Annotated in this window: 1 protein-coding gene; it reads left to right on the top strand. The window is 35.9% G+C overall.

Annotation, left to right across the window (positions count from 1 at the left end):
* Nucleotides 1-2: 2 nt before the first annotated feature.
* Complete coding sequence (locus tag IMCC3317_RS07050) at nucleotides 3-9971, top strand: SDR family NAD(P)-dependent oxidoreductase (RefSeq protein ID WP_160128827.1); 9969 nt, start codon at nucleotides 3-5, stop codon at nucleotides 9969-9971.
* The last annotated feature ends 14 nt before the right edge of the window (nucleotides 9972-9985 follow it).

Genomic DNA, 9985 nt, shown 5'->3' with positions numbered 1-9985 from the left:
GCATGATGAAAGAAAAATTAAGACAAATATTTCTAGACTTAACGAATCGAAAAATCTCGGAAGCGGAAGCTTTGGAGAAAATAAAAATTGTTAAGTCATCACAAAATAGCAGTGATATAAACCAGCTATGCGCAAGTCCAATTTGGAAACTCGCAGAAAAATCGGTGGCATCACAAGCAATACAGACTAATTATACACAGCACAATATTCTGCTTATTCAATCTTCTCAAATAGAAGAAAAGCAATTAGAAGAATTAGTGCCAGAAAGTTCTTGTTTTCACATAGAAACGAAACAAAAAGATATAGTTGCGAGCTTCAATGAAATTGCAATTTCTTGTTTTGAGAACATAAAAAAGCTACTAAGTAGCAAACCTACAGGTAAAATTTTGGTGCAAATTGTCATTGGAAATCAGCTTGAAGCAGAAATTTATACAAGTCTATCAGCATTATTAAAAACGGCGTCCCTTGAAAATCACAATCTAGTTGGTCAAATTATAATTTCAGATGAACTGAATGCTGTACAAAAACTAGGTAATCAATTAGTACATGAACAAAATTACTCTAAAAACACACTCGTAAAATACACGAATAACGATCGTTATATTAAAAGTTTACAAAAGCTAAATCTAGCGCAAGCTGAACCTAAAAAAATAATCAAAGAAAACGGTGTTTATCTCATCACAGGCGGATTTGGAGGTCTTGGAATTTTATTTGCAAATGAAATACTAGCGCAAACGAATAAAGTGAATATCATTCTTACAGGTCGTTCTGAGCTTACGCAAGATAAAAAGGACAGGCTAGAAAAAATGTCCAAAAAAGATGCGAAAGTAAGCTACATTCAACTAGATGTAACGAATGAAAATGATGTAAAAAATAGTATCGAAACCATTCTAAAAGACTATAAAACGTTACATGGAATATTTCACTCGGCAGGTGTTAACAAAGATAATTTCATTCTAAAAAAATCGGTTGCTGAGTTTAAAGAAGTGATGGACGTAAAAGTTGCAGGAACGTACAATTTAGATCTAGCAAGCAAAGAAATCGATCTTGATTTTCTTGTCATCTTCTCTTCATTTGCTTCATGGTTTGGAAATCCTGGACAATCAGATTATGCAACGGCGAATGCTTTTGCAGATCAATTCTCGGTCTACCGAAATGAACTTGTAAAAACGGGAGAAAGAAACGGAAAAACACTTTCCATCAATTGGCCACTTTGGGAAAAAGGCGGAATGATCATTGCCGACGAAATCAAACAACAATTACAAAAAGAAACAGGAATTTCACCATTGGACGCGGAATCAGGAATGAATTTATTCTATCACTGTATGAACTTTTCGCATTCTCAAATCATAGCAGTAAAAGGTGATCTTGACAAAATAGAACATACGTTTTTCTCAACTGGCAAAAAGCAAGTTGAAACGCCGATAGCGGAAAAATCAAGCATATCAAACACACCAAAAACTTCAACGGCACATATGGACGGAAAGCAATTATTCAATAAAACGTCTGTATTTTTAAGAGATGAATTCTCTAAAATCATAAAATTACCGTCAGATGAAATTGACGAAAAAGCACAACTAGAAAAATACGGGATTGATTCTATTTTAGCAATGAATCTCACTACGCAACTCGAAAAAACGTTTGGGAAACTCTCTAAAACATTATTCTTTGAATATCAAACGATAAATGCGTTGAGCGAATATTTCTCAGAAAATTACAAAGATATTTTAGTGCGATTATTTTCTCCTGTTGAAAACAATACAAGTAGTATCAAACAGGAAACACCTAAAGTAACACCAACATTCAGCAATACACAATCTGACAGAAATCAAACTAGAAGAAAAACTAGAAACCAACAGCATCATTCGGCTGAAGCTTCATTCAAAACAGAAAACTCAGCGAAAGATGAACCAATTGCAATTATTGGTTTAAGCGGTCGGTATCCAGAATCGCCAAACATTCAAGAATATTGGAAAAACCTAAAAAACGGAAAAGATTGCATCGTTGAAGTGCCAAAAGATCGTTGGGATTGGAAAGAATTTTACAGTCAAGACAGAACAGAACCAAATCGTCATTACAGTAAATGGGGCGGTTTTATAGCTGGAGTTGACGAATTTGATCCAAGATTTTTCAACATCGCTCCAAGAGAAGCTAAAAATATAGATCCGCAAGAACGTTTGTTTTTACAACATTCGTGGATGGCAATGGAAGACGCAGGTTACACTAGAGAAAGTCTGCATGCGCCTTCTGAAAATAATCTTCCAGGACAAGTTGGCGTGTATGTTGGTGTTATGTATGGAGAATACAATCTTTCGGGAAGTTTGGCAAGTATCGCAAACAGAGTTTCGTATGTACTAAATCTTCATGGACCAAGTATTACGTTAGATACCATGTGTTCATCTTCCTTAACATCGGTGCATTTGGCGTGTCAAGATTTAAAACTCGGACGCACCAATCTTGCCATTGCTGGAGGCGTAAATGTGAGTGTAAATCCTAACAAGTACCAAATGTTGAGCACAGGTCAATTCATCTCAAGTGATGGAAACTGTCAGAGTTTTGGAGAAGGTGGCGATGGTTATATTCCGGGAGAAGGCGTTGGCGTTGTTTTATTAAAACGATTGTCTGAAGCTGAAAAAGATGGAGATCATATTTACGGAATCATCAAAGGAAGCGCACTAAATCACGGTGGAAAAACCAATGGATATAGTGTTCCAAATCCGCAAGCGCAAGCAAGTGTAATAAGTCAAGCATTACGAGAATCAAACACAGATCCTAGACATGTAAGTTACATAGAAGCGCATGGAACAGGAACAAAATTGGGCGATCCGATAGAAATGACTTCGCTAAACAAAGCGTTCAATCAAGCGGAGGAAAATCATTTCTGTTTGCTTGGTTCTGCAAAATCTAACATTGGACATTGCGAATCGGCGGCTGGAATTGCAGGAATCACGAAAATACTATTGCAACTACAACACAAACAAGTAGTTCCGTCATTACATTCTAAAAAATTAAATCCACATATTGATTTTGATAATACACCTTTTGTTGTAAATCAATCTCTCAAAACATGGGACAATCCTATTGTAGATAACAAACGAATTCCCCGCATTGCTGGTGTTTCCTCATTTGGAGCAGGTGGCGCAAATGCACATATCATCATTCAGGAACATACGCAAAGCGAAATAGCAAAAATTTCAATTCCAACACATACGCCAAATACGGAAGTTGCGATTGTTTTATCGGCTCGAACGGAATCACAATTAAAAGAAAAAGCACACGATTTATTAGTTCATTTTGAAGATGAATCAACGCTTGACTTATTGTCGATGTCGTACACATTACAAGTTGGACGAGAAGCGATGGAATTGCGTTTTGCAGTTGTAGTAAGTTCACTATCAGAACTAAAAGAAGCACTTTTATCCTACGTAAATGATGCAAGAACAACAAAAACAAGGTATGAAGGAAAAGTAAAAGATCATAGAAGTTCTGTATTAGAATTTGGCAGATCCGATACGTTTGAAGCAAGATTAGAAGCTTGGATTGAAGAGAAAAGTTATACCAACATTCTAGATTGGTGGACAAAAGGGTTGGACATACAATGGACAGCACTTTATGGTACTAAAAAACCACAACGCATCAGTTTACCAACCTATCCATTTGCAAAAGAAAGCTATTGGATTGAAACTTCTGCCAGAGCAGGAATGACAACCAACGGAAATACAGCAACAATTTTGCATCCATTAGTACATACGAATACTTCTGATGTACGACAAACTAGATTTAGTTCAACATTTAGTGGAGACGAATTTTTTATAAACGATTATAAAACAACGAACGAAAATCAAACGTTACTAACACTTCCGTTTAGTATAAGTATCGAAATGGCGCGCGTTGCAATTGAAAAAGGACTTCCTGCATCAGATGGAAATACTGTTTTGGCATTGCGCGATGTACGTTTTGGTTCGTCCATTACACTTACAAAAAATCAACCAATACAACTAGTGTTGTTTGCACAAAATGAAGATTCGGTTGCGTATGAAATTTATAGCGATGCAAATAATGATGACGTTATATACAGTCAAGGAGAAGCAACTTATTTAGAAGCGAGTTCGGTTTCAAGACTTGATATTCATACACTTCAAAATCAATTGAAGTCAATAACAAATTCAATTCAAGGTATAAAAACGTTGTATGTTGGTGAACATCAAGTATTGGCACATTTACAACTCTCAACGGAAGTTGAAGCTACAATAAACGATTACAAATTACATCCAAGTATTTTGGAAAGTGCTATTCAGAGTGCAATCGGACTTGTTGAAGCAGCTCAATCTCAAACAACTTCAATCATTCCAACGTCGATTTCTTCTGTAGAAATTCGCTCAGCATGTACAAAAGAAATGTATGCTTGGATTCGTTACAACAATCAAAAATCTAATTTATTGGATATTGATTTGTGTGATGCGAATGGAACTATCTGTGTTCAAATTCATGGAATTGCATATCATCAAACAGCAGATTCTTCAAAAGTGGCAACACCAACAATTGTTGAAAAAGTAGTTGCACAACCTGAAATTGTTCAAACAAAACAACAAGAAGTTTTAATTCCAGCGGAAGCGACAATTAATTATAAAACACCAAGAGAAATTACGTTGCCTACTGTTTCAAACACAACGGAGAAAATATCATTAGAAACAACAAAAGAATCAACTCCAGTAATAGCTTCATTAAAAAAGCCAACAGGAATTTCATTAAATGCTCCTGAAACAACAACTGCTAAAAAACAGCAACCATTAGAAAAAACACAAGTAACACTTTCACTAAATACAGTTGCAACTCCAGTAAAAGTTTCAAATTCGGCAGCATCATTAGTGCATTTATATGATAATGGACGTGGAATTTATACGCTTAAAATAAAATCAGAAAATACAAAAAACACGCTTTCTGCGGAACTTACAGCGCAATTAGCAAGCGCATTAAAACGTGCTGAATCGGAAACAACACTCAAAGTCTTGCTCCTAGAAGGCTTGCAAGATTCCTTTTTACATGGCGTACGAAATGGCTATAATGTAGCTATAGATCAGAAACTTCATCAACAACTCATCTCTTTTCCATATCCTGTAATAGCGGCATTGGAAGGAAGCGCAACTGGAATCGGATTCTTAGTTGGAGCGTTGTGCGATTTCATGATTTGTAATGAAAAAGCAAACTACAGGTATACACAACTAAACGAAGGTTTCTATCCAAGTACCAAAGAAGTTGAAGTATTCGAAGAGCGTTTTGGTGCTGTACAAGCAAATGACTTCTTATTACCAAAAGAAAACGGACATACAGGAAGCGAACTAAAAGCAAAAGGTTGGACATTGCCAATTGTTGCAACATCGGAAGTTGCAAAAACAGCGCAAAACTTAGCAGAAAACTTAGCGAAGAAATCACAAACTTCCTTAAAATTATTAAAACAGCATCTAGCACGACACATTTCTGCTAAAGTAGCAAACTTGCAAAAAGTAGTTTCAATTGAAGTAAATACTAAAGTAAAATTTGATACAATAAAACTTCCAAAAACTACAAGTTTTACGGTAACACAAAATGATTCAATTGCGGTACTAAACATTAAAAAGAAAGCTGAAAAAGGCGGAATTACATCTTTTGTAAAAGAAATAAGCGCATTTTTTAAATTAGTCAACAGCGCAAAAAATTACAGTCCAATACTATTGACGAGCGAATACTCAGGGTTTTTACCTGAAAGCGCAACAGCAAACGATATATTGGCGTTTACACAAGAAATAACAAACGCAAAGTTTCCTGTAATTGCAGTCTTAGACAAAGGCGCAAGTGCGAAAGCTTGGTTTACAAGTCAATTTTGTGATGTCACTTTGTATCAAAAAGATGCAACGTACAACGCAACTGGTTTAGTAGAAATTTCAGAATTATCGCAACAAGCGGCATTCATATTTGCACATCGTTTTGGAAATCATAACAGCAAAGAAATTCTATTATTAGGAAGTAAATTCAGCGGAAGCGATTTACAAAAACAAATAGGAAGTATTCAAGTTTTTGAGAAAGACAATGGTTTATCAGCCGCGATTAAAATTGCGAAATCATTCGCAAAATTACCAACAGAAAATTTAGTCGCTTGGAAAGCTTCGCAAGCAAAAACGATACAAGAAAATATTGCGCAATTAGCGAAGATTTCTATCAAAAAAGAAACTTCAAAGAAAATTCCTTTAACATCATCTGTTGTAAAAACAACGTTGCATGCAGGAGCTATTTTAGAAGTAAAATTTGAAGATCGCGAATCAAAAAATATGTTTACCGATGCTTTTATTGCTGGTGTAACAGAAGTTTTTGAGCACATTGAAAACAACGATTCTTACAAAGTAATTATCCTAACAGGTTATGATAATTACTTCGCTTCAGGCGGAACGAAAGAAGGTTTATTTGCTATTCAAGAAGGAAAAAGCAAGTTTACAGACATCAAAATTTACCAATTAGCAATGGAATGTAAAATTCCTGTCATTGCCGCAATGCAAGGACACGGAATTGGCGCAGGTTGGGCGTTAGGCGCATTTGCAGATTTTGTACTATTCAGTAAAGAGCGTAAATATGTGAGTCCTTATATGAATTACGGTTTCACGCCAGGTGCCGCGGCAACATTCATTTTCCCTGAAATTATGGGCTACGACTTAGCACGCGAAACACTCTTAACAGGAAACGAATATGGAGGTTCTGAATTTAAGGATAGAGGAACACATCTTCCAGTATTGCCAAAAGATGAAGTAGTTGATCGCGCGATGGAAATCGCGAAGCAACTCGCAAACTTGCCACGAACTGTGTTAATGGCTTTCAAACAGCAATCTACAGAACAGTTGATTGTTCAAGCGGAAGCGACGAAAAAATTAGAATTGGCAATGCATGAAAAAACGTTTGTTGGAGATCAAGAAACATTAAAACAAATAAAAAAGAATTTTACGCACGAAAGTAGTAACACTGTTGTCAAAGAAATTGCTGTAGAAAATGAAGTTGAAGAAACTACATCTGAAAAGAATATGTTATCAGATGTTATTGATAAGATTAGATTTTTCCTTGCGGGAGAATTACATTTGGAAGAAGACGAAATTGATGATGATTCACAATTTGTAGACATTGGTTTGGATTCGATTACAGGCGTAACATGGGTTCGAAAAATTAACGATTACTATAAAACTGCTTTAGAAGCAACTCAAATATACAGTTACACAACGTTGACAAAACTTGGAACACATCTTACAGAAGAACTCGAAAAACTAAATCCAACGGCGACAATTGAAGAAACTCAGATACATGCGCAAGTTGAAACTTTAGAAGAAGTAACTAGTGAAGATATATATGAAGAAACAACTACGAATGAAGACCTTCAATCAGAAATCATTGCAAAAATTAAACTTTTTCTTGCGAAAGAATTGCATTTGGAGGAAGACGAAATTGACGAAGATGCACAATTTGTAGACATCGGATTAGATTCGATTACTGGTGTAACGTGGATTCGTAAAATAAATGACAACTATAAAACTTCTTTAGAAGCGACTCAAATTTACAGTCATACAACGTTAACTAAGCTTGGGACATTTGTAAAAGAAGAATTGGAAAGACTTGGATTGGTCGCTAAAAATATTCCAACTCCAAAAAAGGTTGCTTCGGTTGTATCAAAACCAGTTGCTAAACCAACTACTGAAAAGAAACCAGTTTTTCAATTTACAGAAAACAAACTAACTTCTTTACGAGCTAAATTAGCACAAAAAACAACTTCAAAAAAGTCAAGTCCGTACAAGGTTCAGCCAATTGCAGTCGTTGGTATTGCAGGTCAGTTTCCTGAATCGAAAAACAAAGAAGAATTTTGGAACAATATCGCGCAAGGTAAAAACTGTATCACGGAAGTTTCCAAAGAACGTTGGGACACAGATACGTATTACGCCGCTGGAAATCCGGCACAAGGAAAAACAAACAGTAAATGGCTGGGAAGTGTGGAAGACTACGATAAATTTGACCCACTATTCTTCACAATATCTCCAATTGAAGCCGAAAGTATGGATCCACAACAACGCTTATTTTTAGAAGCATGTTGGCATGGAATAGAAGATGCAGGATACAATCCGAAAGCATTATCTGGTTCAAAATGTGGTGTATTTGTAGGTTGTGCAACTGGCGATTACCAATTATTATCGCGCGAGCAACAACTAAGCGCACAAGGATTTACAGGCGGAACATCGTCTATTTTGGCGGCGCGGATTTCTTATTTCCTAAACTTACAGGGACCTTGTTTGGCAATTGATACAGCTTGTTCATCTTCACTCGTAGCAATTTCAAGTGCTTGCGACAGTTTAATATCTGGTGCAAGTGATGTTGCATTGGCTGGTGGAGTTTATATAATGACAGGACCCGAAATGCATATAAAAACTGCACAATCTGGAATGCTTTCGACAGATGGTAAATGTCACACATTTGATCAAGAAGCAAACGGATTTGCTCCAGGAGAAGGTGTTGGAGTCGTAATGTTAAAGCGATTAGAAGACGCAGAAAAAGACAATGATAAAATTTACGGAGTCATTCAAGGTTGGGGCGTGAATCAAGATGGGAGAACAAATGGAATCACGGCACCGAATGCTGAATCGCAAATTGCATTAGAACAAGATGTGTATGATAAATTTGATATCAATCCTGAAGAAATTCAATTGATTGAAGCGCACGGAACAGGAACTAAATTAGGAGATCCAATAGAAATTGATGCACTTAAAAGAGCATTCAAAAAATATACAAAAAATGAAGAGTATTGCGCGTTAGGTTCTGTAAAAAGTAACATTGGACATTGTTTAACGGCGGCTGGTGTTGCAGGTTTCATGAAAGTATTATTGGCTATGCAACACAAACAATTACCGCCAACAATAAATTATAACAAACTTAACGAGCATATTTCTCTAAAAAATAGTCCTTTCTATATCAATGATAGTTTAACAGATTGGAATGTTGCTGAAGGAATTCCACGCCAAGCGGCAATAAGTGCTTTCGGTTTTAGCGGAACCAATTCTCACATGGTTCTTGCGGAATATATCCCGAAAACGGTGACAAAACAAAACATAGAAGTAATTACTCAAAATCAAAAATACCTTGTTCCAATCTCCGCAAAAAACACAGAACAATTGGAAGAAATGGCAGTGAATTTACTTAGTTATATTGAGAAAAATAAAGCTTCTGTTGATTTAGTTGAAATGAGTTATTCGCTTCAAATTGGGAGAGAAGCCATGGAAGAACGTTTAGGATTTATGGTAACATCGGTGGACGAATTGGCTTCAAAATTACAAGACTTTATCAATGGAGAAGATGCTATAAAAGATGTCTATCAAGGACAAGTGAAAAAGAACAAAGCAGGACTTCGATTGCTAAGCAATGACAAGGAAATCAGAGAAATGATTGTTAAAAAGTGGATTGCAGACAAAAAACTGAACAAACTATTAGACTTGTGGACAAGAGGTTTAGATGTCGATTGGAATATTCTTTACGGAGAAGCCAAACCTGAACGCATGCGCTTGCCATTATATCCATTTGCAAGAGAACGTTATTGGATAGAAAATACAGCAGTACATAATCAAACAACCGTTTATGTAGAAGCGGTTGCAAAAGTTCATCCATTATTGCATCAAAATACAGCAAGTCTGAAAGAGCAAGGTTTTACAGATGCATCTGAACAAAAAGAATATTTAGTGGCGTTGAATGGTGAAAATTCCAAACAAGGAAAAATTAAGCGAATCAATCTTCCTACGTATCCATTTGCAGAAGAAAAATGTTGGCCAGAGCGTAAATCTGCCACGAAACAAAAAGAATCAATACCAGAATTTTCATCTGATAATCTAGATTCCATTGAAGAACTGATTAATAAAATTGACGATGAGTCAATGGACACAGATCAAGCTATTATCTTATTGAAAGAACTTATATAAAAGATTAAAAGAAA

The sequence above is a fragment of the Kordia antarctica genome (assembly GCF_009901525.1).
In the GTDB taxonomy this organism is placed as follows: Bacteria; Bacteroidota; Bacteroidia; order Flavobacteriales; family Flavobacteriaceae; genus Kordia; species Kordia antarctica.
This window is presented reverse-complemented; position numbering and strand designations above follow the sequence as displayed.